The organism is Enterocloster lavalensis, assembly GCF_046603895.1.
GTDB classification, from domain to species: Bacteria; Bacillota; Clostridia; order Lachnospirales; family Lachnospiraceae; genus Enterocloster; species Enterocloster lavalensis.
In genome coordinates this window covers 2,095,083-2,120,427 of the sequence record NZ_CP176637.1, presented here as the reverse complement: position 1 = coordinate 2,120,427, position 25,345 = coordinate 2,095,083, and the positions used below count along the sequence as shown (strand labels likewise).

The 25,345-nt window shown below is 46.3% G+C and carries 21 protein-coding genes; 17 read left to right on the top strand and 4 right to left on the bottom strand.

Annotation, left to right across the window (positions count from 1 at the left end; all coding sequences use genetic code 11):
* From ACK2JC_RS09385 to ACK2JC_RS09330, 12 genes are all read left to right on the top strand, one after another.
* On the top strand, positions 1-888 hold the full coding sequence (locus ACK2JC_RS09385) for an alpha-ketoacid dehydrogenase subunit beta (RefSeq protein WP_368272223.1): 888 nt from the start codon (positions 1-3) through the stop codon (positions 886-888).
* The gene (locus tag ACK2JC_RS09380; RefSeq protein ID WP_368272224.1) at positions 885-2,231 is read left to right on the top strand and encodes a sugar phosphate nucleotidyltransferase; all 1,347 of its coding nucleotides are present in this window, start codon (positions 885-887) and stop codon (positions 2,229-2,231) included. Before ACK2JC_RS09385 ends, ACK2JC_RS09380 begins: the two co-directional genes overlap by 4 nt.
* A complete protein-coding gene (locus ACK2JC_RS09375; protein WP_368272225.1) occupies positions 2,231-3,808 on the top strand; it encodes a glycosyltransferase family 2 protein in 1,578 nt (525 codons plus the stop codon). Before ACK2JC_RS09380 ends, ACK2JC_RS09375 begins: the two co-directional genes overlap by 1 nt.
* A gap of 1,585 nt (positions 3,809-5,393) precedes the next feature.
* Entirely contained in the window at positions 5,394-6,563 is a 1,170-nt protein-coding gene (locus ACK2JC_RS09370; RefSeq protein ID WP_368272226.1) for a glycosyltransferase family 10 domain-containing protein, read from the top strand.
* A gap of 66 nt (positions 6,564-6,629) precedes the next feature.
* Positions 6,630-6,893 carry a hypothetical protein gene (locus tag ACK2JC_RS09365; RefSeq protein WP_368272227.1) on the top strand — a complete coding sequence of 88 codons (264 nt, stop codon included), beginning with the start codon at positions 6,630-6,632 and terminating at the stop codon, positions 6,891-6,893.
* Positions 6,894-7,162: 269 nt separating this feature from the next.
* On the top strand, positions 7,163-7,555 hold the full coding sequence (locus tag ACK2JC_RS09360) for a transposase (RefSeq protein ID WP_368272228.1): 393 nt from the start codon (positions 7,163-7,165) through the stop codon (positions 7,553-7,555).
* Positions 7,556-8,417: 862 nt separating this feature from the next.
* Positions 8,418-8,591, top strand: a complete 174-nt coding sequence (locus ACK2JC_RS09355; protein ID WP_368272229.1) for a hypothetical protein — start codon at positions 8,418-8,420, stop codon at positions 8,589-8,591.
* A gap of 54 nt (positions 8,592-8,645) precedes the next feature.
* Positions 8,646-8,987, top strand: coding sequence for a hypothetical protein (locus ACK2JC_RS09350; protein ID WP_368272230.1), 342 nt, complete (start codon positions 8,646-8,648; stop codon positions 8,985-8,987).
* Between the two features lie 388 nt (positions 8,988-9,375).
* Entirely contained in the window at positions 9,376-9,492 is a 117-nt protein-coding gene (locus ACK2JC_RS09345; protein ID WP_117777994.1) for an IS66 family transposase, read from the top strand.
* A 245-nt stretch (positions 9,493-9,737) separates the two neighbouring features.
* A complete protein-coding gene (locus tag ACK2JC_RS09340; RefSeq protein WP_368272231.1) occupies positions 9,738-11,270 on the top strand; it encodes an aryl-sulfate sulfotransferase in 1,533 nt (510 codons plus the stop codon).
* Between the two features lie 242 nt (positions 11,271-11,512).
* On the top strand, positions 11,513-13,228 hold the full coding sequence (locus ACK2JC_RS09335) for a phospho-sugar mutase (RefSeq protein ID WP_368272232.1): 1,716 nt from the start codon (positions 11,513-11,515) through the stop codon (positions 13,226-13,228).
* 83 nt (positions 13,229-13,311) lie between these two features.
* On the top strand, positions 13,312-13,866 hold the full coding sequence (locus tag ACK2JC_RS09330; protein ID WP_368272233.1) for an NUDIX hydrolase: 555 nt from the start codon (positions 13,312-13,314) through the stop codon (positions 13,864-13,866).
* Positions 13,867-14,096: 230 nt separating this feature from the next.
* On the opposite strand, the gene ACK2JC_RS09325 is transcribed toward ACK2JC_RS09330, so the two are convergent.
* From ACK2JC_RS09325 to ACK2JC_RS09310, 4 genes are all read right to left on the bottom strand, one after another.
* The gene (locus ACK2JC_RS09325; protein ID WP_411338478.1) at positions 14,097-15,338 is read right to left on the bottom strand and encodes an IS256 family transposase; all 1,242 of its coding nucleotides are present in this window, start codon (positions 15,336-15,338) and stop codon (positions 14,097-14,099) included.
* A gap of 222 nt (positions 15,339-15,560) precedes the next feature.
* On the bottom strand, positions 15,561-16,163 hold the full coding sequence (locus ACK2JC_RS09320) for an AAA family ATPase (RefSeq protein ID WP_092366053.1): 603 nt from the start codon (positions 16,161-16,163) through the stop codon (positions 15,561-15,563).
* 224 nt (positions 16,164-16,387) lie between these two features.
* Complete coding sequence (locus ACK2JC_RS09315; RefSeq protein WP_320938572.1) at positions 16,388-16,924, bottom strand: hypothetical protein; 537 nt, start codon at positions 16,922-16,924, stop codon at positions 16,388-16,390.
* 371 nt (positions 16,925-17,295) lie between these two features.
* Positions 17,296-18,642, bottom strand: coding sequence for a cell wall-binding protein (locus ACK2JC_RS09310; protein WP_092366056.1), 1,347 nt, complete (start codon positions 18,640-18,642; stop codon positions 17,296-17,298).
* A 289-nt stretch (positions 18,643-18,931) separates the two neighbouring features.
* Between ACK2JC_RS09310 and ACK2JC_RS09305 the strand changes: the two genes are divergently transcribed.
* The 5 genes from ACK2JC_RS09305 to ACK2JC_RS09285 all read left to right on the top strand — a co-directional run bounded on the left by ACK2JC_RS09305 (position 18,932) and on the right by ACK2JC_RS09285 (position 25,344).
* Positions 18,932-20,935, top strand: a complete 2,004-nt coding sequence (locus ACK2JC_RS09305; RefSeq protein ID WP_368271459.1) for a thiamine pyrophosphate-binding protein — start codon at positions 18,932-18,934, stop codon at positions 20,933-20,935.
* A 28-nt stretch (positions 20,936-20,963) separates the two neighbouring features.
* Positions 20,964-21,908, top strand: coding sequence for an NAD-dependent epimerase/dehydratase family protein (locus ACK2JC_RS09300; protein WP_107435806.1), 945 nt, complete (start codon positions 20,964-20,966; stop codon positions 21,906-21,908).
* A complete protein-coding gene (locus ACK2JC_RS09295) occupies positions 21,908-23,041 on the top strand; it encodes a class I SAM-dependent methyltransferase (RefSeq protein ID WP_107435805.1) in 1,134 nt (377 codons plus the stop codon). Before ACK2JC_RS09300 ends, ACK2JC_RS09295 begins: the two co-directional genes overlap by 1 nt.
* 226 nt (positions 23,042-23,267) lie before the next feature.
* Positions 23,268-24,329: a zinc-binding dehydrogenase gene (locus ACK2JC_RS09290; RefSeq protein WP_092366065.1), complete on the top strand. Its 1,062-nt coding sequence runs from the start codon at positions 23,268-23,270 to the stop codon at positions 24,327-24,329.
* Positions 24,330-24,366: 37 nt separating this feature from the next.
* A complete protein-coding gene (locus tag ACK2JC_RS09285) occupies positions 24,367-25,344 on the top strand; it encodes a glycosyltransferase family 2 protein (RefSeq protein ID WP_092366068.1) in 978 nt (325 codons plus the stop codon).
* Position 25,345: the final 1 nt, after the last annotated feature.

Here is a 25,345-nt window from a genome sequence, read left to right as displayed (position 1 = left end):
GTGAGAATAGCAATGAAGTCATGTGTTATAGATATGATTCGTAACCACAGTAATACTATGTGTATACTCATAGATATAGGTGCATTTGGATTTAAGGATTTGATGAAAAGTTATCCAGAGAGGGTGAAAAATATTGGTATCTTTGAAGATGGTCTAGTTGGCGTGTCCGCAGGGCTGGCTTTGTCTGGCCTGGTACCTACTATATATGGAATTACACCTTTTATTGTGCAACGGTCACTCGAACAACTGAAACTTGATTATATCTACCAAAATGTAGGAGGGAATTTTATAACGACAGGAGCTGCATATGATTTTTCAAAACTTGGGTATTCACATTATTGTCCGGAAGATGTAGAAACCTTAAAGACATTGCCGGGTATAGAGATACTTACGCCTGGAACGCCAAAACAGTTCGAAACGTTGTTTAAACAGTGCTATATGAATGGAAAACTCTCATATTTTAGAATGATAGATCACTGTAATAAAACACAAGTGGATATAGAATTTGGTAAGGCTAAAGTATTAAAAAGGGGTACTAGAGGTACGGTAATAGCTTTTGCAGAAGCGCTAGACGCAACTATTGCGGCTTGCGAAAACTTGGATATAACATTACTATACTATACAACAGCAGAGCCTTTTGATCTTGAAACGTTAAAGAACAATATTGTTAATAACAGAATATTTATATGTGAACCGTTTTACCAAGGAACATTTATGGCAGATATTATGCCTATTTTGTCAAAAAGCAGAATTGCTGTCGATGGAGTTGGAGTGCCTAGACAGGTTATACGCACTTATGGGACTAAAGAAGATAAAGATATGCACCTTGGATTGACAGCACGAAATATAAATGATAAGTTAGTGCAGTTTTTGGAGAAAGAACTATGAATATAATTCTATTATCAGGTGGGTCGGGGAAGCGGCTATGGCCGTTATCTAATGATATTAGGTCAAAGCAATTTATAAAGCTGTTTAAAACAGAGCAAAACGAATATGAATCTATGATTCAAAGAATCTATAGACAGGTAAAACTCGTTGATGAAGATGCTGAGATAACAATTGCGACTGCAAAATCGCAGGTATCTTCTATTATAAATCAACTGGGAGATAATATAGGTATATCAGTAGAACCGTGCAGAAAAGATACATTCCCGGCGATTGCGTTGGCGGGGATGTATCTTCATGATATTAAAAAGATACCAGATGACGAGACGGTAGTAGTTTGCCCAGTGGATCCTTATGTAAATGATGAATATTTCGAAGCATTAAAAGAGCTTGACATAATTGTACAGGATACAGATACAAACTTGGTTTTAATGGGTATAGAGCCAACATATCCGAGTGAAAAGTATGGCTATATTATACCTAAAACTAGAGATAAATTTAGCGATGTAGAAATGTTTAGAGAAAAGCCTGATGCTAAAACTGCTCAGCTATATATAAGTAATGGTGCGCTATGGAATAGTGGAGTGTTTGCATTTAAACTCAAATATATAGTTAATAAGGCCCATCAATTAATGGAATTTAGGAATTATCAAGATCTTTATGATAAATATCAACTTCAAGAAAAAATCAGTTTTGATTATGCTGTAGCGGAAAAAGAAAAATATATCAAAGTGATGAGATTTACAGGAAAATGGAAAGATCTTGGTACGTGGAATACGTTGACAGAGGAAATGTCTAACTGTATACTTGGGAAAGGTATTCTTGATGAAACATGTGAAAATACCAATATAATAAATGAATTAAACATACCAATTTTATGTATGGGACTTAAAGATATGGTAGTAGCAGCAAGTAATGAGGGAATATTGGTCTCAAATAAAGAACAGTCTAGCTATATAAAACCCTTTGTTGATTCTATAGATCAACAGATTATGTTTGCTGAGAAATCATGGGGATATTATAGAGTCATAGATTATACCTCAAATAGCATAACAGTTAAAGTCACATTACATAGAAACTGTAATATGAATTATCATAGTCATGAGTATAGAGATGAAGTATGGACTGTAGTTTCTGGAGAGGGAACAGCCGTCATAGATTCAAAAAAGGTAGCTTTAAGACCAGGTGTAGTAGTCAACCTGCCTTGTTTTTGTAGGCATACAGTAATTGCAAAAACAAAGCTTGAAATAATAGAGATTCAGATGGGGGAAGGGATTACTGTACACGACAAGAAAAAGTATGAATATGATTATAATAATATAATAAACGAGTGGGGGAGAAACTAATGCGGCAACCATTAATAAGTGTTATTGTACCAGCATACAATTTGGAGGACTGCTTGGGACGAGCCTTAGATTCTATCTTAAAACAAGGAATAAAGGATATGGAGGTAATAGTCGTTGATGATTTGAGTAGCGATGGCACTTGGGAATTGATAAAAAAATATCAAAAAAATGATAAGCGCATAGTACCTATTCATATGAATCAACGATCAAAGCCATCAGGAGCTAGAAATGCCGCATTGGAAGTGGCTACTGGTAAGTATATTCATTTTTGCGATGGAGACGATGCTATTCCGGCAAAAAGCTATAAAATAATGCTTGAGATAGCGGAAAAAGAGAATGTCGATATAGTTACAGGGAACTATATGAGGATGTATCCAAATGAAAGAAATGCGGTAAGGCCTTTTTCGCAATATACTTCAAATACAGCGATTGAACGCTGTTTTGAAAAAAGTAATACAACATTGTGGAATAAGTTATATAGACGTTCATTTATCGAAGAGCATGGCTTGCGTTTTGATGAGACACTTAGATATAGTGAAGATTTGTTGTTTTACATGGAGTTTATGCTAGGAAATCCAAAGGCAGGATATACTGATGCTAATGTGTACATATACACAGAACCAACACAAAATGTAGAAATTGATGAATCTATCATTGGTGTTCAACGATTTGCCAACAAACTGTGTATGCAAAATGGTATGTATTGTTATAGCCATGTTTTTGAAAAACCGCTAACAAAGAATATAGAGCAATGGAAAATTCTGTATCGTGACAATCTAAATTGGCATTATCAGTGTGTTTTTAGGCTTATAAATTCTCCAAAAGAGAAAGAAGAAGCGTATACATGTATGAAGGATGAAATAATTAAGATTGCTAAAGCAAATCCAGGTGTACTTGACTGGTCAGATGCAAAATCATATAGAGAATTCGTAGATATAATGCATATGAGCTTTGCGACTTTTCAGACTTTAACATATAGAGAGTTTTTAATATTGGATTCTATTCGGGAAAGAGCAAGATGCAATTTTAGTGGTGTAAATTTACAGGAGTTGCATGAAATAATTAGTGAAATCAATATTAAAGAATCAAATGACGTTGACAAAGTGCTTTATGATAAGTTGATAGAACAAATTAATGATATAAAAGCAAGATATTTAAGTACAAAATATATTTATCAAAAAAAGCTAATTCAATCAACATACTGGACTGAATGGCAATTAGTAGTCAGACATACATGGGCACCAATACAGAATATTGAGTTAAAGAAAAACGCATGGAATATAATGCGGGATACTATAACTGTGCTTTCAGATAATGAAATATGTAGTTTACTTTCTGAAACTGCGTTTTGGAAAATTCGAGAAGTGTTTGGGGTTGATTACCCAACTCTTATGGCATTAAGTTACGAAGAATATATACTGGCTACTAGCATTAAAGAAGTAAAAGAAGATTTGAATACAGATGTTCAAAAAATATTTATAGATGACTCATATGCTGGGAATGTAGGCATGAAAGTTATAATGAAAGCGGCTAGAGGATGGATGACTTTTAAGATTAATAGAAAACTTAAAAGATAAGCTTTGAAGGGGGGCAGGATAGAGGAGTATCTGGAGCATTAATTTCAAATAAGTGCTGATTAAAATGTGGGAAATGCACGTTGAGGATAGGGCTGTCAAATGAAGTTGCTTGCTCTTGATACAGTTAGCAATACATGGAGAATAGCGTTTTGGCACTTATAGTTATATTCCAAGTTTTGATAATAATGGTAGAAGAGCCTATTAAATTAACCTGCAAATAAAAAGTTAATTGGAAATTGAAGATTTTATGAAAAATTTCCATGCAGGAAAAAAGAGTACAACAAATAGGCTGTCGGTGTCCGTCAACCAGACAAAGTTATGTAATTGTCTTGATCAGGACTTCCATGACCTGGAGCAGAGGCTTGCGCAGTGCAGGTATGCTTCGGGGCATAGACGATTTTCTGTGAATAATCGCCGGAATAATTTATGCCGGCAAATGCGGTAATGGTGCCTTTATGAGTAAATCGTGTTACATCTTCGAGCTGAGCCATGAGTGGGGCCCAAGGGAAGGGTAGCAACCCCTCATAGCCATGACCACCGGATACCCCGGAAGCGTGGAGACAGTCTCGTTCATCAGAAAACGGAACTGTTCAACGGTCAGGGAAGCCGCATTTAACTGACTGACTTCCTGGTGGGTGAGGCGTTTGGTAAAATTGTCCTTTGGAAGTACAGGGGCCAGTTTCCTAGCGATCCTGTAGATTTCTTCAGCCGTTGCTTTGCTGAAGTTGCACTTCTTATGGCTGTACCATTTCTGATAATGGTCAGTAAAAGCATTGAGGGACATCGTCAAAGTCTTTAATTGGTTGTGTATTTCATCTATAAGACTATATTGTATCAACTTGACCCACCTGTTAAGCGTGTACCGTGCGATTTAAAGGGAATCCGCTTTGTCGGACTTGACTTTGCGAAGTGGTGAGTCTTGTCCTGGTAATTGCATATGGGGTGTGGGTTCATAGCGCCGAAAAAAGGCTAAATGCAGCAAGTTCCCATACGATGGGGTTATAATACCGCCCGGCGCATTCCATGATGATACGGGACTTGCCATCAAGAGATGAGATACGGCTGGCCAATGACTGGATATGAGCGGACAGATGGGACACGTCGGAGGGGTTAGCCACAACTTTACCGCCTGAACGGGATGGGCATAGTGCTTTTTCATTTAGAGACATCAATACCTACTGCGTTCATAATCATAACAATATCACTCCTTTATAATAGTGGCAATGGCTAGTACCAGTTTTACTTATTGCCTATTCAATCTACTGGGGTATAACGCGAACGCACCAGGATGGTTTTTTGGTTTTTTTTTTTTTGGGGGGGGGGGGGCGAAAGATGAACGCTACGAATGAGGAGTTGGTTATCAGACTAATCTACGGACGCTAAGTCTAAGGAGGACTCCGATATACCGATTGCGCTCTGCATTCTAACAGCTTAAGCATCAAGATGGATCATTCCTTACTTGCTGTAAGGGATATTAACCATAAATATATTGTAGTAGGAGGAATTAATATCATAAATTGAGAATGAGTATGTTTGTGCTATAAAGGACTAGATGAAATTAAGTTGTGTGGAAAAGGGATAGGAAATGAAGACTATAAAAATTAAATTTGTAGATTTTAATGCCCCAACATTTGATGCAGAAAATCAGTGGGTTACAAAAGTATTAAGAGAGCGATATAATGTTGAGTTTTCGGAAGAACCAGAGTTTATCTTTTATAGCACGTGGGGACTCAATTTTAGAAATTATCCGAATGCTGTTAAAATTTTTTGTGGTGGGGAGGCTGTTTCTCCTAATTTCAATGAGTGTGATTTTGCCTTTGGATTTGAACCTATCTATTATAATGATCGCTTTTGTCAATATCCGTTAGGAGATAGTGATAGTCCAGGCCTTTATGACATTACACGATCCATACAGGACAGGTCTGCTGTAAGCGCTGATCTGTTGGAACGCAAATTCTGTAATTTTGTTTATTCCCAGGACTGGATGGGAGAAGGGGCTATCCTACGTAGAGAGTTCTGCAAAGTCCTTATGGGCTATAAGCATGTAGATTGCCCAAGCTATGTGATGAATAATATGCCTCGTGGTACTATTTCAGATCGTTGGACAGGTTTATCTTGTGGCAATGGTACTGTATCATCAGGGTGGAGTGATGGAAAATTGGAATTTCTAAGGCGATATAAATTCACCATTGCTTTTGAGAATACTGCACTGTCCGGCTACACAACAGAAAAGATTATTCAGCCGTTTCAGGCCTTTTCTATTCCGATTTATTGGGGAAATCCAGATATATTAAGCTTATTTAATCCGAAGGCGTTTATTAACTGTAATGAATACGGAAATGACTTTGAGTCCATTATTGAGCGAGTAAAAGAACTGGATAACGATAACGATAAGTATCTTGAGATGCTATCCCAACCACCTATGCAAGAAAGCTTTGACTTTGACCGTAGAGAGAAAGCAAAAGAGTTCTTGTACAAAATTATCGAACGTGGGCCATATCCCTTTGCAAAAGATGCCTTACGAATTTCATCCTCATATAGAACATTTAATGAATACAACCGTGTGACTGAAGAATTGAATACCACCAAGGAAGCAATGAAACGGATGGGGTATGATTCAAACTCCAATACCTGGAAATTAGTACAAAAGCTTCAACGGTTTGGTGATTCCAAATGGGGGTATATTCCTAAAAGGATATTTCATATTCTTATACGCATTTATAAGAAGCTGAAAATTGTAAAGGCGAGGTACTAGTGTAGAATCTAGTTGTTAAACAAATTTTTGTGTGATAATGTTAAACAAAAAAGGCGGCCATCGCACATGGCAAAAATAAGTTCAAATAATAAACATAACTCAAGGAATGAAGACCTCCTTAGTGATGAGCAGATATCTTTTTTGAGAGCATTACTTTCCACGGATAAAACAACACTTACAATTAATGAGTGTGCCTTAATTCTTCTTGCCATCTACAATGCTTCCGGTAAAAAGTTTACCCACCGCCAGATTCCTGAAAGTCTGGATATTTTTACTTCAACCGTACATCGTACGACTAAACATTTGGCGGGCCTGGAGTTTGATGAATGAATCACGATTCATCGCAACCCCAGACAGAATAATATCTGTAAAATACAGGGCGACCAGCAGGCTCGCCTGATCCAGTTGGCCTGCAGTACAGCATCCAAAGGCCATTCCATCTGGTCCCTGCAGCACTTACGTGATCGGGCGATTGAACTTAAAATAGTTGAGCTGGTTGCGGTGGAGACGGTATACGCTGCTAAAAAAATGAATTTGAGCCTCACAAAAACGAATACTGTTGCATTCCCTCAAAGCAAAACGCAGATTTTGTAGCCTGTATGGAAGAAATCCTGGATGCTTATAAACTTCCTTACAAAGAAGAGGTTCCTGTTGTGTGCATGGATGAGAAGCCATATCAGCTGCTGGATCAGGTTCTGAAGCCCTTCCAAGTGAAGCACGGAAGTATTCGGAAGGAAGATGCCGAGTATAAGCGGAAAGGAACCTGCAATATCGCTGTCTTTGTACAGCCCCGGGCAAATTATCGCCGCATCAGTGTGAGAAAAACCCGCACAATGGTCGATTGGGCGCAGGAAATTGAATATTTGTTCACAGTCATATACCCTGATAAGAAAAAGGTCATACTGGTTATGGACAATTTAAACACCCATACATATGTGCCGTTATATAAGGTGTTCCCACCTGAAAAAGCCGGAAACTGGCAAAACGGTTGAACACCTGTTACACCCTCAAGCATGGCAATTGGCTGAATATAGCGAAAATCGAACTTAATGTAATGACACGTCAGTGTTTAAAGCGTCGGATACCCAATATAGATAGCCTGTCTGCAGAACTAACGCTTGGGGAAGCGTACGGAATAGGGTAAAAGGAACCGGAGGTTGGCAGTTTACGACAGCAAATGTAAGAATAAATTTTTATTCCCTTTATCCTAAGGTGGTGATATCGCAAATATGGCACTTTATATAACCAAACCATTAATGAGAACTAGTTGATACACTAAGAAGATTGTGTGGTTTCACCGATTGCTACATGATGACATTGGTATAGAGTAGATTATTAATATTAGAAAATAATAAGATGTTGGATGGTTGGTTTTTCTTTTTATACTAGTGAGAAGAAATACTATAATAAAATTAATTAGTTGAGTGATTGAGGAGGGGAATATTGACCTGGCATTCTATTATTATATTTTATACTAAGACAACGATACTTTGCCGGAAGTGATTATTTCTGGGGCGCTGCCCGAAATTTTGAAATTTATTTATAGCCTGCGAACTTTATTATAAGTCTCCAAGGACTCTTGGCAAGATAAGTAAATTGTAAAGTGGATGAAATTTTCCAGTGATATTTCTGATGAAAATGTGGATGGGATAACGCATGCGTGATTTATATTTCATTGCTTATCATTGTGTTCTGAGACTGCCATAACAGAAAACACCTCAGTTTATCTATCTTATGACTGCTATCCGCGTCAGTTATCTACCGTCATTATGACGAATTCCTGATAGTGACGAATTCGCTTTTTTCTTCGATTTATGGTAAAATACTAGTAACGAAACAAAGGGGTGAAAGGCCATGGTAGCCGGTACAAAGGACATCCGGTTCAAGGAGCTGAAGGATACGATCTCACAACTGAATACAACCATCCGTACCCAAAATGATCTGGTAATATCCCTGCAGAAGGTGCTGGAAGAACGCAATGCAAAGGACGATGAAAGAGACTGGATCATTTCAAATCTACAGGCATAGCTTGAATACTTTAAGCAGAAGCTTTTTGACAGCGCCAGTGAACGACGTAGTGACATGCCTGGCCAGATGAATCTTTTCTTCGGTTATGATTCAGAGGAAGAACCATTTCTAGAACTCATTGAACCAGAGTTCATCGAAGTTAAGAACAGCGAACGAGGACGTAAGCCCAAAGTGAACTATAATGAGATGTTCGCAAATCTGCTAATCCACTATGAAGAGATGGATACATTGACAGACGAAGAAAAACCGTGTTCTGCTTGTGGAGCCATGATGATTCCGGCCGGTCATGAAGAAATCAGGACAGAACTGTGCTATACCAAAGCAAAGCTGGAACGTATTGTGTGCGTTGTAACCACTTATAGCAGCCCTGTCTGCAAGGATACGGAAGAACCATAGTTTATCAAAGATGAAGGAGTCCCGGCACTGATACCTGATGGCTACATCCCATCACCCCTTGTGTCGCACATTGTGTATGAAAAGTACATAGGTGAGCTTCCATTGTATCGACAGAAAAAAGGATTTGGACTCCTTTGAGTCAGCAGCAGAACGCCCATAGTGAGTTGGATCATCACCTGTTCCAAGAAGCATTTGAAATCTGTGTAGGACTGACTACTTTCAACGTGAGCTGCTGAAATGGTATTTCCTGATGGCTGCAGTGGAAGATTTCATGCACTGGCGGGATGCGCAGCACCAAGAAAAGGGAAGCCACATGGATGAAGCAGTGACTTATCTCCGAAATCGAAAAGACACGATAATGATTTATCTCAAAGACAGTTGATGCAGCCTGAGTAATAATCCATCAGGGAATTTAATCAGGCCGCTAACCTTAGGCTGCAAAAACTGGCTGTTCAGCGACAGCCAGGATGGTGCGAATGCGAGTATGGAAGTTTATACCATGTAGAGACGGCGAAAGTGCAAGGGCGGCATCCATACAACTATCTGCAATACCTGCTCGATAGCCGCCCTGGTAAAGATATTTCGATGCAGAGTTCCGGGATCTCGCACCGTGGAGTGAAAAAGTCAGGATAGAATGTAACAAGAAATCAGAGTAAAACGCTCGCAACCCTGGCATCAAATGTTGGTGCTAGGGTAAATGTGTTGGGATACCCTAACACTTGGCGCTTACAATAATATATGGGGGTCAGAATGATGAAAAAAATTAGCATAATGTTTTTATGTTGTTTTTTACTACTTTGCGCGTGTACGTCAGAAACAGTTTCACGAGATGAAAGTCCTGAAGAATCACTTTCAGCTTCAATTGGGCTAACAATAAATGGATATACGGTATATTTAAATCCAACTATTTCTGATAATTGGATAGAACCGATGTCAATGGCTGCAGATGCTCCGAATATTTTTGTGTTTTCGGCTTTTTCTGGTTATAAAATAAAATGTAATAATATTGAAGTTCAGAGCGGTGATACTGTAGAAGTGATGATAGATAAAGGATATCTTAAAAAAAGCGATGGAATTGAAATTGAGTTTACTAATAAAAAAAGTGGATTAGTAACCAAACAATTTGTGCGTTGTTTAAATGAAGGATTTCCTGAATTCATTACGATTAATAATGGTGCCGAGTACGGGTATTATTATTTTGATCCTACACAAGACTGGATTGTCAAAATGAATACTAATTCGGAAATCATATATTTTAATTATTGTGAAGATAATTTTTATGATTTTAAGCCGATTGAGACTAAAAATGGAGAATTATATTATAGTTATTTAACGCCCTATTCTGATCCAGATGAAAAAATCAAAGTAGTTACAAATTCTTTTACTGAATGTAAAGCTGTCATAATGAATAGTAATTACCAGGTGGTAAAAGAAATTTTGGGCACATTAGATGAGGATGGTAAATTTACTAATATAGAACTAGATATGCACGAGTTTCTGATGTTTGATGAAATGAATTATATTACATTGTCCTATATTCCGACTTATGTAGATAATATTCCTGAAAAACTGACAGGAAGAGGAGGTTACCCGTCAAGGGTTTATGCTGCTTATATACAGGAGGTGAGAGATGGAAAGGTAGCATTTGAATGGAAAAGTACAGATTATCCTGAGTTCTATGATATGAGCGTAGAAGGTAATCAGTTTGACTTTACTAATGAAGGATGGTGCGATTATATCCATATAAACAGTATTGATATTTGTCCGAATGATGGTAATTTAGTTCTTTCAATGCGCCACGCTGATTCTGTGGTTGAGATTGACCGGAAAACCGGAGATATTGTTTGGATACTGGGCGGAAAACATGATATGTTTAAATTGAAGGAAGAAGAGAAATTTACTAGGCAGCATTTTGCGCGTTTTACGGATAGTGGAACGTTAACGTTGTTTGATAACTCTACAAATTATGTTGTAAGTAGTGCCGAAAATTATATTGGAAATGGGACCGGTTTTCCCAGGACTATAGAATTTTCTCTTGATGAGAGAGAAAAAACGATTTTAGATTATAAATCATACGACTATAAAGTAAAACAGAGTGAGGTAATGGGGTCGTCGCAGAAGTTGGCAGATGATATTTTTTTGATTGGATGGGGAGCGAGTATGGAGGTTCCATCGAAAATATTGTTTTCAGAAATTGATTTTATTTCGCAGAAGGTATTATTTGAAGCCTCAAACAAAAGTGGAGTTAATGTCACTTATAGAGTTCATAAGTTTCATAGGTGAATTTATAAAATCAAGAAAATGATAAATATGAATTTAGGTCCGGATAGCTGTCAGATTGTAAAGAGGACGGTTAAAGATATGATGGAAGAGCTTAACTGTTATTTGACTGGGGGATTGTGGGTGGTGGGGGGGGGGGGTAAGTGAAAATCAATAATTTATTGTTTCTGAATGTATTAAACCATAGATCAAAAAGGAAAGGAAATATGTTGTTTTTGCTTCTATAAACACCATACAAGATTAAAATGGATACAATCGTACAGACAAGATGGAAAAACTGGTTGTCCCAAAGCCTGAAAGATGCTGATCTGACAGCAGAACTCCAAGCGATGGCAGAAGATGAGAAAACGATTGAGGACTGTTTCTACAAGGAATTGGAGTTTGGGACCGGAGGATTGCGCGGTGTGATTGGCGCTGGGACCAACCGAATGAATATATACACGGTAGCAAAGGCCACCCAGGGATATGCTGATTATCTCAATGAATCCTTTGTGTCTCCATCAGTTGCTATTGCCTATGACAGCCGGATAAAGTCGGAGCGGTTTGCGGAGGTTGCAGCCGAGGTATTGGCAGCAAACGGCATTCGGGTTTATATTTATCCGGAACTAATGCCCACGCCGGCTCTTTCCTTTGCAGTTCGAAATCTGAGCTGTTCTGGCGGAATTGTGATAACAGCCAGTCATAATCCAGCAAAATATAATGGCTATAAGGTATATGGTGCAGATGGCTGTCAGATTACGACGACAGCAGCCAAAGAGATTCTGGCAAGGATCAACGCTGTCGATATTTTTTCCGGAGTTAAGAGTATGCAATTTACTCAGGGAATTGAGCAGAAACATATTTCTTACATTGGAGAAGAGACGGTGGAGGCATTTATTCGTGCGGTGTCAGCGCAGTCCTTGTGTGGTGATGCGGCCTGTGATAAGAGTGTATCCATTGTTTATACACCTTTAAATGGAACTGGGTTAAAATGCGTGTTGCGCTGTTTGGAGGAAAATGGTTTCACAAATATTTATGTGGTTAAAGAGCAGGCAGAACCGAATGGTCATTTTCCTACATGCCCCTATCCCAATCCAGAGATCAGAGAAGCGCTGGAACTGGGGCTAAAAGAGGCCAAAAGGTTGGGCAGCGAGCTTCTGCTGGCAACGGACCCGGACTGTGACCGGGTTGGCATTGCTGTTAAATCGGAAGACGACTTTGTTCTTCTCAGCGGTAATGAGGTTGGAATGCTGTTTTTGGATTATATTTGCAAACGCCGTTTGGCCTTAAAACGCATGCCCAAGAACCCGCTTGTAGTAAAAACTATTGTGACCATTGATATGGCAAAGCGTATCGCGGCGGATTATGGAGTCCAGGTTATTGATGTGCTGACTGGCTTTAAGTTTATTGGCGAACAGATTGGGCTTTTGGAGAAAAAAGGTGAGGAAGACCGCTATATCCTGGGATTCGAGGAAAGCTATGGATACCTGACAGGGAGTTATGTGAGGGACAAGGACGCAGTCAATGCCTCGCTTATGATCTGCGAAATGTTTGCCTATTATAAGGCTAAGGGACAAAGTCTTTTGGATGTATTGAACGGACTTTATACAAAATATGGATATTGTCTGAATACCCTTCACGGTTATGAATTTGAAGGCGCTTCCGGATTCCGAAAAATGCAAGATATTATGGAAAAATTAAGAGATAACTGTCCAAAAACATGGATGGAACGTAAGATAATTTCCGTTAGTGATTATCAGATGTCGATTACACGCTATAATGATGGGAGGGTGGAAAAAATTGACCTTCCGGTTTCAAATGTGTTAAAATTTGAACTCGAAGATAATCTTTCGGTGGTGGTGCGCCCCTCCGGAACTGAACCGAAGCTTAAAATGTATATGTCTGTCAGCGCAGGAAGCCGGGAAGAGGCGGGCGAGTTGGAGCGGCATTTTGTAAAGGAGCTTGAAGCAATGTTTGCATGAATGGCATAGTGTTCCGATCCTCATCGGTTGTATAGACAATATATCACCGGGGAAACTATAAATGATCAGAGAGAGGCATTAATATGAGTAAAAACCTGTCATGGAAAATGTTGTCTGAGGAGACGGTTATTAAAGATCCTTGGATCGACCTTCGTGCCAGCACTTGTCTGTTGCCAACCGGTTTGACCATATCTCCGTTTTATGTAAATCATTTGCCGGATTTTGCAGTGGTTGTAGCAGTGACACCAGATCCAGAGCGAAAAGTGATTTTAGTGCGCCAATACCGTCATGGGGCGGAGAAGGTATTGCTGGAGTTGCCGGCCGGCTGCATTGAGGCCGGTGAGAATCCCAAGGCTGCTGCCGCCAGGGAACTACTGGAAGAAACTGGTTATAAGGCCGGGCATATGGAATTCCTGTTTCAGATTGCCCCCAACGCGACAAATTGTACCAGCTATGCACAGTGCTATTTGGCATGGGATGCGGAACAGGTGGAGGCTCAACATCTGGATGAGACGGAATCACTGGAGGTGGTGATACTGGAGAGCAGTGAGGTCAGGAGCCTTCTGCGGGAAGGTGGTTTTGAGCAGGCTGTGCATGTGGCAGCACTGTACCGGGCCATGGAACTCGGAGCGTTGTGAGATTTTGTAGGTTGGCTTAACAGCGGGAATGAATGGAAACGTCTTAACCCAAATCTTAAAAGTCTATTTAGAGTGTGTGAAAAAAAGTCTGTAAATGCTGATCTTCTATGATAATCACTGGGCTGAAAGTTCCTTTTTGGACTTTCAGCCCTTGCTTTATATATAACAGCAACTATCGTTGCATGTCAAGAGCAGGCGAATATTCCGCCTGAAAAATAAGACAGATTGGCTTATTCCGGCAGACGCCCCTCATACATGATGCTCAGTTCACCATATACCTGTCCCCAATTCCTGATTGGCATGGTCCATTTCTTTGTAGCTTCAAACGTAGACAGGTACAAGGCTTTTAGCAGTGCGGTATCGCTTGGAAATACGCTTCTCTGACGGTTCAGCTTACGATAAGTGGCATTCAGGCTCTCAATGGCGTTGGTCGTATAAATGACCCTTCTGACCGCTGTGGAAAATTTGAAAATCGGGGAAATGGCATCCCAGTTTTGTTTCCAGCTCCTCATGGAATTCGGATATTTTTCGCTCCATTTTTCCGTCACCCGCTCCAGGGCGTCCAGGGCTTTTTCTTCCGTTGGCGCCTGATAGATTGTTTTAAGATCCGCACAGAAGGGCTTTCTGTCTTTGTCCGACACATATTTCATGGTGTTACGCACCTGATGCACGATGCAGCGTTGATATTCCGTCTTTGGATACGCTGCGGCGATTGCCTCTTTGATGCCGCTAAGTCCATCTGCGCAGAGAATCAAGATGTCTTTCACTCCTCGGTTCTTTAAGCTATTTCGTACAGACAGCCAGTATTTAGAGCTTTCGTTTTCGCCAACCTCGATGGTCAGGACTTCTTTGCGTCCATCCGGATTGATGCCAAGAATCACATAAGCCGCAAGCTTGCGGATCACCCCATTATCACGAACTGAGTAATGGATGGCGTCTATGTAGAGTACCGGATATACCTCGGAAAGCGGGCGGTTCTGCCAGTCTTCAATCTGCGGCATGATTTTATCGGTCACATCCGAAATGAACCCTTCGGATGCCTCAAAACCATAAATATCCTCCGGCGTATCAGAAATCTGCCTTGTAGTCATGCCTTTGGCATACATGGAAATAATCTTCTGGTCGATATCGGAGATATCTTTCTGGCGTTTTTTGACCACCTGCGGCTCGAACGTGGATTTACGGTCCTGGGGGACTCGAATGTCCATACTGCCATAGCTGCTATTGATGCGCTTAGGCTTATAACCATTACGGTAATCATCCGTGTCCGAACGTTCTGATTTTTCATAGCCCAGGTGCTCATCCATCTCTGCTTCCATCATTTCTTTGATTGTGCCGCCAAGCAGATCCTTGAGAGCATCCTGAATATCCTCTGCGGACTGGATGTCATACTCCTGAAGGAGCTGCTGGATAATGTTTCTTTTCCCATCTGTCATTTGTACTTTGTGTACGGGTTTCTTTTCTCTTGCCATAATAAAAGGCCTCCTATGATTTTTATTTTACCATAGAAGACCTTATAAAACCTTAGTTACAGAAAAACTTTCACATACTCTCTATTTATGCACCAATGTAACCACAAAAGCCGGAGCAGTTTCACATCCTGCTCCGGTTCATTTTGTTCATTTATTTTCCAGTCATTCAATTATGCCCGGTGGTTTATAAAATGCTACTCCTAAACTTACTGGGCTTTTGTCTTACCCCTTATAAATCCCCGCAATCACCCCCACCACCTTCTCCACCCCCAACTTACTCAAATTAAACAACATCTGGTGGGATTCAATGCTTCCCCATTCCTGCTTGGTATAATTTTCATAATATTTCCGCCTCTGGCTGTCCGTGTGCCGGACGGCGCTGGCGGCTTCCTTGCGTGGGATCTGGTAGCGGTCCATGATGCGGCTTATGCGGTCCTCCATGGAGGCGCAGAGGAAGACGTCGATGAGATCCGGGTAGTTCCTCAGTATGTAGTCTCCGCAGCGGCCTACGATGATACAGGGGCCTTCCTTGGCCAGGGTTTCGATGATGGCGGTCTGAGTCAGGTAGGTGCTGTCGTTTAAGGGGAGACCGTAACCGGTTACGTCGTTGGGAGTTTTGGGAATCCGGTAGGTGGACAGGAAGGAGTGAAGCGCAGCTTCGTCCACTTCCTCCACCGTGATGGGGGAGAGGCCCATTTTCTCTGCGGCCATCTCAACCAGGCTCCGGTCATAAAGGGGGATCTGCAGAAGTTTCGACAACCGTTCTCCGACTTCGTGTCCGCCGCTGCCGAACTGGCGGGCGATGGTGATAATTTTATGACTCATAAGCGCGCTCCTTTCTGACAAGTGTGGGTATACAGTAAAATGCTATGTTGCCGTTTGCAGTGGTATCCCGCGGAGCATACTGCTGCTAACCGTGCAAACAATAATAAGTATACGTCTATTATAATGCAAAACAGAAAGAAAAGATAGCAAAATGTCAGAAAATACACGCGGCGGGTTCGAATCAAATCCCTCCAATCCCCATGTCGTCAACCGCCTCCCTCACCTCAATGCTGTTTCCTCGGTCCCGGCAGTTCCTGCGTAGCTGCCGCCTCTAACCCAGGGCCAGCCTTCTCAATTCCCACCTCCACGGTATCTGCTCCGCCCTCAGCCTTCGCCGGGGCTTTTGCCTCAATCCCGTCCGTCGCGGCCCTCTCTTTAGACTTCTGATCCAACCCCTTCTGCGCGCGCAGCATATCCCAAATCGTATCGTGCATCCAGCTGACCGTGTCGCTGAGTATTTTGTTCTCCGCGTCCAGATCCATAATAACGTTGCACAGCTCCGCGATGGTCTCACGGCTGTTAAAGCGCTTGTGGGGCTCGGTGATGCGGGCCATGATCGAGGGATTCCGTTTTAACATTTCCATGGAGAGATAATTGTCACGTTCCTCACACGTCATATTCATGAATTCCGTATAGTACATCTTTAGCATGCACATAGCTGTGCGGCCGTCGCCGCATTTGGGACAGACCGGATGCCGGGATGTCTGGTAGTAAGCGTAATGGCCGCAATCCGGGCAATAAAATACCGCTAGTTCGCGCATAAATGAATCCTCCCTTTCTATTTCCGGATCTCAGTGCGGATTTGAAACCGGTCGTACCTCGGCACAAAACGTTTTCAAACCGGCACTGGGCTTACATATGTAATGCCGATTGCCGGAGGCATAGCCCCCCTACATACTATTTATAACGCTGAAATCGTCAAAATATACCTCGTGATTAGGAAAAATACAATTTTTTGGCAAAATATACAAAAATACGGCAAGACTTTTAGCAAGTCTGCCGCATTTTCGTCTCCCTTTTTATCGGATGTCGTCTTAACATGTTTGAACGGATGTGTGTATCAGGAGGGAGATGGTTGGTTTTTCATGGCTGCCATCGCGGCAGCCATGGATCGGTGCAGGGCGCGGGCGCCTTACTGCTGGATCATACCCTCGGTGTTTACAACCCAGATCTTATCGTTCTCGTCCTTGTAATCCTTGAAACCGTTGCCCAGCTCAGGCTTGGTGCTGGATTTGGAGGAGGAGCTGGCTTTCTGAACAACGCCGTTGGCATTTACCAGGTACTGGTTGCCGTTCAGCTCTACCGGAACGTAGCGCAGGTCCTTGTCGGCTTCCTGGCGCAGGCCGTAGATATACAGAACGTTATCCTTGATCCCGTGGTAACCCTGGCCCTTTCTGGAGCCGTCGGTGTGGAAGTACCAGTTCTGGTTCTCATCGCTCTTCTCGTCGTAGATGACCTGCTTGCCGGTGCGCATTACGCCGTCCTCGCCGAAGTAGAAGTTGGCTACCTCGCCTTCGCCGATGTTGACAACCTGCTTGCCGGTCTGCATTTCACCCTTGGTGTTGAACGCATATTTCTTGGAATCGATGGAGAACAGCTCCAGGCCGCTCTCTGCGTAGTAGGGCTTGCCGTTCTTGAAATAGAAGCGGTAGGTCTCCCCCTCCTCGCTGATTCCCTCAACACCCTCGATGTTTCTCCAGTCGGAGGCGCGTTTTCCGTCCTCGTCGTAATACTGGTAGCCTGCCACACTGTTGTTCGCGGGAGCTGCCTCGGAGGCGCTGGCAGTTTCCGTTACCGGAAGCTTGTACCAGCCGGTCTGCATACGGCCGTCCTCGAATGTGTAGTATGCGCCGTCAATCTTTTTATCGACCTGGTTTTCCACGCGCTTGCCGCTGCGGTCATAGTAGAACCAGGACTCAGTGTAATCGGAATCTTCGTTTTCATCCTCAAGCTGGATCCAGCCGGTCTTCATCTTGCCGTCGCCTTCTTCGCCCAGGTAATAGTTGAAGCCGTCAAGGCTGAGTTCGCCGGTCATCATGTGGCCGTCCTCATTGAAGTAGTAGGTGCTTCCCTCGATGGTCATCCAGCGGGATGTGGTCATTTTTCCGTTTTTTCCGTAATAGTACCAGTAATATTCCGGCTCGCTCTCATCGTTGCCGTAATCTTCGTTTTCCACGGAGATCCAGCTCTCGGTGACGCGCTTTCCGTCTTCTCCTACGTAATACTCATCTACCTGCGCATTGATCGCCTGCATTCCCTCGGAATCCAGATAGAACCAGTCGTCGCCTCTCTTTTTCCAGGTATCCGTCAGCAGATCGCCGTCGGAATCGTAGAACACCCAACCCCCATTTTCCTGAGTCCAGCCTGTGCTTGCAGCGTATACGCTGGATACGGGAGCGTTGGATAAGAAGTTCGGGGCAAATGCCGCCATGAACGCGGTAGTGGATAATACAGCCAGTACTTTTGTGTGTTTTTTCATAATATTGATGTCTCTCCTTTTTGATATACTGTTTTGGATTCGTATGTGGCCGAAAATCCGTCGTTGCATTACGATCATGATTATAGCGGACGCGGGGGCATTTGAATAGTGAGGGTTATTGGAAGTTCTGGAAGCGGCTGGGGAGGGGAGAAAATGGACGGCGCGCGCGGGAGCATGCGCCATTGGGCAGGGGTCTCCCGTCGGAGTGAAAAACAGTAGGATTTTGCGGGAAGTTATGCTATACTCACGTTATACAAAATTGACCGCAGAATCAGAGGAGAAGATGTTTATGAAAAAAAGATTGTCCGACTATATTGCCGATCGGTTGGTGGAGGCGGGAATTTGCCAGGTGTTCACGGTGACCGGCGGGGGAGCCATGCATTTAAATGACGCCCTGGGACATAAGGAAGGGCTTCATTGCCTGTACAATCATCATGAGCAGGCCAGCGCCATGGCGGCGGAGGCTTACGCGCGGATTCACAACCGGATCGCGGCGCTTTGCGTGACCACCGGCCCGGGCGGAACCAACGCGATCACCGGGGTTGTGGGTGGCTGGCTGGATTCCATTCCCATGCTGGTGCTCTCCGGTCAGGTGCGCTACGACACCACGGCCCGCTGGTCCGGCGTGGGAATCCGCGCTATGGGTGACCAGGAGTTTGACATCTGTAAGTCCATTGACTGTATGACCAAATACAGCGAGATGGTGATCGATCCGGAGCGCATCCGGTTCTGCCTGGAGAAGGCATTGTATCTGTCCCAGTCCGGCCGCCCCGGCCCCTGTTGGCTGGATATCCCCTTAAATGTACAGTCCGCTCAGATCGAGACGGAGGCGCTGGTGGGATTCGATCCCGCGGCCTACGAGGCGGGCGGGACCGGCTGGGGCACAAAAGAGGCCCAGGATTCCCACGGCATTCCCGGGGATTTTGCCGGAAAAGGCGAAAAACGCCAGGTTCTGCCCCCGCCGGTGTCGCGGGAGACGGCGATGGCCGTGCTCGAAAAGATCCGCGCTGTGCAGCGCCCGGTGATTAACGCCGGAAATGGAATCCGTATCGGCAAAGCCTTCGACGTGTTTGAACGGGTGGTGAACAAGCTGGGCGTTCCGGTGATTACCGGCTGGGACAGCGAGGATCTGATGTGCGACGACGATCCGCTGTACGTGGGCCGCGCGGGTAATATGGGCGACCGCCCCGGGAATTTTGCCATTCAGAACAGCGATCTGGTGCTGAGCATCGGCAGCCGCCTGAGTATCCGCCAGGTTGGCTACAACTACGGCACCTGGGCCAGAGCGGCCTACGTGATTGTCAACGACATCGATGAGGAAGAGTTAAAGAAGCCTTCGGTGCACAGCGATATGCGGATTCACGGGGACGCCAGGGACCTTTTAGAGCAGATGGACAAGGTGCTGGACGAGCTTCTGACCGCGGAAGGGGGATGCACCAGGGGCGAAGCCGGCGGGAAACCGTTCTTTGACGGCGGCCAGGGGCTTGCCGGCATGAGCTGGATCGAGACCTGCCGGATGTGGAAGGAGAAATACCCGGTGGTGCTGCCCAAGCATTTTGCGCATGGTGATGAGGAACCGGCCAATGTATACGCCATGATCAGGGAGATCAGCAGCCGCCTTGAGGAGGGCCAGATCACGGTGGTTGGAAACGGCTCCGCCTGCGTGGTGGGCGGTCACGCCTGGGTGATTAAGAAGGGCCAGCGGTTTATTACCAATTCCGCCATAGCGGCCATGGGCTACGACCTGCCGGCGGCCATCGGCGTGTGGGCGGCCTCCAGGGACCAGCAGTGCTACCACCAGGGTGACCGGGTGACCGGGAAGGACCTGATCCTGCTCACCGGGGACGGCAGTATCCAGATGAATCTGCAGGAATTGCAGACCATTATTCACCATGAGATGAATATTAAGATATTTTTGATCAATAACGGCGGCTATCATTCCATCCGCCAGACCCAGAAGAATTTCTTCGGGGAGCCCCTGGTGGGCATCGGAGTGGACAGCGGGGATCTGAGCTTCCCGTCCATGGAGAAGCTGGCCGCGGCCTACGGCTATCCCTATGTGGCCGTTTACCACAACAGCCAGCTGCCGGAGGCGGTGGAGCAGACATTGGCCATCGACGGACCGGTGATCTGCGAGGTGTTTGTCAGCCGGGACCAGAATTTCGAGCCCAAGTCCTCGGCCAAGCGCCTGCCGGACGGGACCATGGTGTCCCCGCCCCTGGAGGATCTGTCCCCCTTCCTGCCGGATGAGGAGATGGACGCCAATATGATGATTCCCAGGATCAAGGAATAGGGTCCGGGATTGTGAAGGAGTATGTGACATGCGTATTGTTGTGACCGGAGCCACCAGTTTTATCGGCAGGGCCGTTGTGGAGGAACTGCTGGACAAACGCCATCGGGTGTTTGCGGCGGTGCGCCCGGATTCGGCCGGGCGGGGGGAGCTGGAAACAATGCAGCGGGAGACCGGCGGGCAGTTGACTGTACTGCCGGTGGACCTTAGCGCCTGCGGGACGCTGGACCGCCACCCGGCCCTGGAGGGACGGGCGGACCTGTGGCTCCATCTGGGCTGGGAAGGCTCTGGGAGCGCCAACCGCACGAACCCTGAGATTCAGGCCCGGAATATTGGTTATGCCCTGGAGGCGTTGGGGGCAGCCGCGCGTCTGGGCTGCACCCGCTTTCTGTTCAGCGGTTCCCAGGCGGAGTACGGGATTACGGACGGTCTTATGCGCGAGGATTCCCCCTGCCATCCGGTGTCAGAGTACGGCAAGGACAAGTTGGAGGTGTGCCGCCGGGCCGGGGAGAAGGCCGGGGAGCTGGGAATCACCTATCTGCACACACGGATTTTCAGCGTTTACGGTCCGGGAGACCATCCCTGGTCCCTGGTGTCCAGCTGCGTGGACACCTTTTTAAAGGGCGGGCATATGGAGTTTGGGGCCTGTACCCAGCTGTGGAACTATCTCTATATTAAAGATGCAGTCCGGGCCATTACCGGTCTGCTGCTTGCAAAATCCCCTTCCGGCGTGTATAATGTGGCGGGTAACGATACCAGGCCGCTGCGGGAGTTTATCGGGGAAATCCACCGCCTTTGCGGAGGTCGCGGCACCTTTGAGTACGGAAAACGCCCGCCCAACGCGGAGGGCGTGGTGTCCCTGAACCCGGATACGGGGAAATTATACCGGGCTGCGAATTTTCAGCCCAGGATCTCCTTTGAGGAGGGAATCCGGGAAATGATTGCCAACCATGAGTTTTATAAGGAGAATAGCTAATGAAACGATGCATCGCCTGCGGCGCCCCTTTGTGGGAGACGCCGCTGCTTACGCTAGATAACATGCCCGCTTCGGCCCAGCACATGCCGGATGCAGAGGGAGTTAAGACGGACGAAGGGCTGACTCTGGACTTATGTCAATGCGCCGGCTGCGGGCTGGTTCAGTTTGACTGCGAGCCGGTGGATTATTACCGGGATGTGATCCGGGCAGGAGGATTTTCCAAGACAATGGTGGAGCTGCGCAGATACCAGTACCGGCATCTGATCGACACCTACCATCTGGAAGGAAAACGGTTTATTGAGGTGGGCTGCGGACAGGGCGAATTCTTGAGTGTGCTGTCCGAGTTCCCGGTGGAGGCCCACGGAATCGAGCACGATCCCAGGCTGGTGGCCCTGGCCAGGGAGCGCGGGCTGGATGTGACGGAAGGGTTTACGGAGACGGAGGACACGGTTTTTCCGGACGGGCCTTACGATGTGTTCCTGTCCTTCAATTTTTTGGAGCACCAGCCAGATCCCTGCGCCATGCTGCAGGCGATCCACCGCAATCTGGACGACGACGGCATGGGCCTGATCACCGTGCCCAGCTTTGAGTATATCATGGACCACAACAGCTATTATGAGCTGATCCGGGATCACATCGCCTACTATACCTTTGACACCCTGACGCCGCTTCTGGAGCGGAACGGTTTTGTTGTGGAGGAATGCGAGATCATCAACCGGGACACCCTGTCAGTAGTGGTTAAAAAGCGTCCACAGATGGAGACTGGGAATCTGCTGGAATGTTATGTGAACCTGCGCAAGGAAATGGACACGTACCTGAAATACCTCAAGGCGTGGAACAAGAAGGTCGCCATCTGGGGCGCCAGCCACCAGGGTTTCACGCTGGCGGCCACCACCAAGCTTGGGAAAAAGGCGGAGTACATCATCGATTCCGCCCCGTTCAAACAGGGAAAATTCGCACCCGCCTCCCACCTGCCCATCGTAGGCCCGGAACATTTTGAAGAACACCCGGTGGACGCCATCGTGATCACCGCACCGGGATATACGGACGAGATCGCAGCAAGCATCCGGGAGCGGTTCGGCAAAGACGTGGAAGTCCGCGCGATGCGGTTCAATCATCTGGAGACGTTATAGATTTTGTCCTAAGGGGTACCAGGCGAAGCCTGGTGGATTCCTTAGGACGGCCCGCGAATTCTAACCGTTGGATTATGGGGTACCAGGCGAAGCCTGATAGATTCCTTAGGACGGCCCGCGAATTCCGGCGTTGGCCCAGACGACCATCGAATCCCGGTGTTGGCCTCAGACGCTCCGCGAATCCCCCCATCCCAATCACCACATAAAAAGAAAGGACCTCCCCACCATGAAAGCATTTGTACTAAAAAAACCAGGTGTAGTCGGCTGGCACGATGCCCCCGAGCCGTCCCTCGTCCCTTACGGAGCAATACTCGCCCCAGTGGCCATGACGCCTTGTTCGTCGGACGTGCACACCGTGTACGGAGGGGGTTCGCCCAAGGCGCCCAATCTGATTCTGGGTCATGAGTGCGTGGCGCGGATTCTGGAGGTGGGGGATCAGGTGCGTGATTTCTCTCCCGGAGAGGTCGTCGCGGTTCCGGCCATCACGCCGGACTGGCGGGCTCTGGCCATCCAGGAGGGCAACGACCGCCACGCCGGGAAGCCATTTTCCGGCCATCAGCTGGGCAGAACCCAGCCGGGGGTATTTGCGGAGCGGTTTCTGATTCCGGACGCGGACACCACGCTGGCGAAGATTCCCCAGGGGGTCACGCTGGAGCAGGCGCTGATGTGCGTGGACACCATGACCACCGGCTTTACGGGGGCGGAGTACGCGGATATCAAGGCCGGAGATACCGTGGTTGTGCTGGGCATCGGGCCCATCGGCCTGATGGCGGTGGCCGGGGCGGCCCACATGGGCGCGGCGCGGATCATCGGCGTGGGAACCCGCCCGGTCTGTGTGGACCTGGCCCGGGAGTACGGAGCCACGGATGTCATCAGCTACCGGGACGGGGACGTGGTGGAGCAGGTCCTTGACATGACGGACGGTCTCGGGGCGGACGGCGTGATCATCTGCGGTGGCGGGGACGAGGTGTTCACCCAGGCTGTGGACATGGTACGCTACGGCATCGGAACGGTTTCCAATGTAAATTATTACGGCGGAACCGGCTCCATCGGCTACCCGAAATTTTCCGGCGGCAGAGGCATGGCCGGAAAGACCATCCACATGGAGCTGGCAAGAGGCGGCCGCGCCCGCATCGAGCGTATGCTGAAAATGGTTCAGTACAGGCGGGTGGACCCGGGGAAAATGGTGACCCACCGGCTGCACGGCCTGGACAAAGTGGAGGAGGCGTTGGAGCTCATGCACCACAAGCCGAAAGACCTGGTCAAGGTCATGGTACAAAACGATTGAACGCAAATACGATATCCTGGAGTAAACGAGAGATAATATGAAAACCATAAGTATTGTAGTGCCTTGTTATAATGAAGAAGAGAACGTAATCCCCTTAAGCCGCGCGATCACGGCCCTGTTTGAGAAGGAGCTGGCGGATTACCGGTACGAGCTGATTTTTATCGATAATGATTCGAGGGACCGGACCCGGGAACTGCTGCGGGGGCTCTGCCAGAGCGACCCGGACATCAAGGCGATTTTTAACGCCAAGAATTTCGGCCAGTTTAATTCCCCCTATTACGCCATGCTGCAGACCAGCGGGGACTGCACCATTCTCATGGCTGCGGATTTCCAGGACCCGGTGGAAATGATTCCCCAGTATGTGCGGGAGTGGGAGTCCGGGTATAAAATTGTGATCGGCATCAAGAAGAGCAGCCAGGAGAACAAGTTTATGTACTGGCTCAGAGGCTGTTATTACAAGCTGATCAAAAAACTCTCCGACGTGGAGCAGATCGAGCAGTTTACCGGCTTTGGCCTCTATGACGCCAAATTTATCCAGGTTCTGCGGGGGCTGAACGATCCCACGCCGTTTTTGCGCGGAATTGTGGCGGAGCTGGGCTTTAAGCGCAAGGAAATACCCTACGAGCAGCCCCTTCGCCGGGCGGGCAAGACCAGCAACAATTTCTACCGCCTGTATGATGCGGCTATGCTGAGTATCACTTCCTATACCAAGGTGGGGCTGCGGCTGGCTACCATTTTCGGCAGCATCTGCGCCGGGCTCAGCATGGTGGTGGCCCTCGTCTACCTGGTGATGAAGCTGATCTGGTGGGACCGTTTTCCGGCCGGCATGGCGCCTATGCTGATCGGGATGCTGTTTCTTGGGTCGATTCAGATTTTCTTCATTGGATTGCTTGGGGAGTATATTATGAGCATCAACCAGCGGGTGATGAAACGGCCTCTGGTGATCGAGGAAGAGCGGCTGAATTTTGGCAGGGATGAGAAGTCCGGGGCGCAGCAGATACAGGATGGTGAGTAAA